The sequence below is a fragment of the Shewanella sp. AC91-MNA-CIBAN-0169 genome, assembly GCF_040310165.1.
Taxonomy (GTDB): Bacteria; Pseudomonadota; Gammaproteobacteria; order Enterobacterales; family Shewanellaceae; genus Shewanella.
The window spans coordinates 1-288 of sequence record NZ_JBEOPM010000090.1; the positions used below are offsets into that span (position 1 = coordinate 1).

The 288-nt window shown below is 54.2% G+C and carries 1 protein-coding gene; it reads left to right on the plus strand.

Translation table 11 applies throughout. The features are described from left to right. Positions 1-288 (plus strand): Ig-like domain-containing protein (locus tag AAEY98_RS22240; protein ID WP_351019736.1); only part of this gene is annotated, 288 nt, incomplete at both ends.

Sequence of the window (288 nt, forward strand, 5' to 3'; positions counted from 1 at the left end):
ACCCGCTGGCTCTGGCGCCAATGACACCTCAACATTGAGCTTAACGGTCACGCCGGTGAACGATGATTTCACTGATAACAATGAAACCCGCAGTATTGCAGAAGACAGCCCTGAAGTGACCGGTAATGTGATTGACGGCACCAGTGTGGATGGCCCGATTACTGTCACCACCTTTACTGTCGCGGGCGATGCAACCGTGCATACCGCTGATGGAACCGATGTGGTGATTGCCGGTGTCGGTACCTTTAGCCTGGACAGTGATGGCGTTTACACCTTTACCCCTGCCAG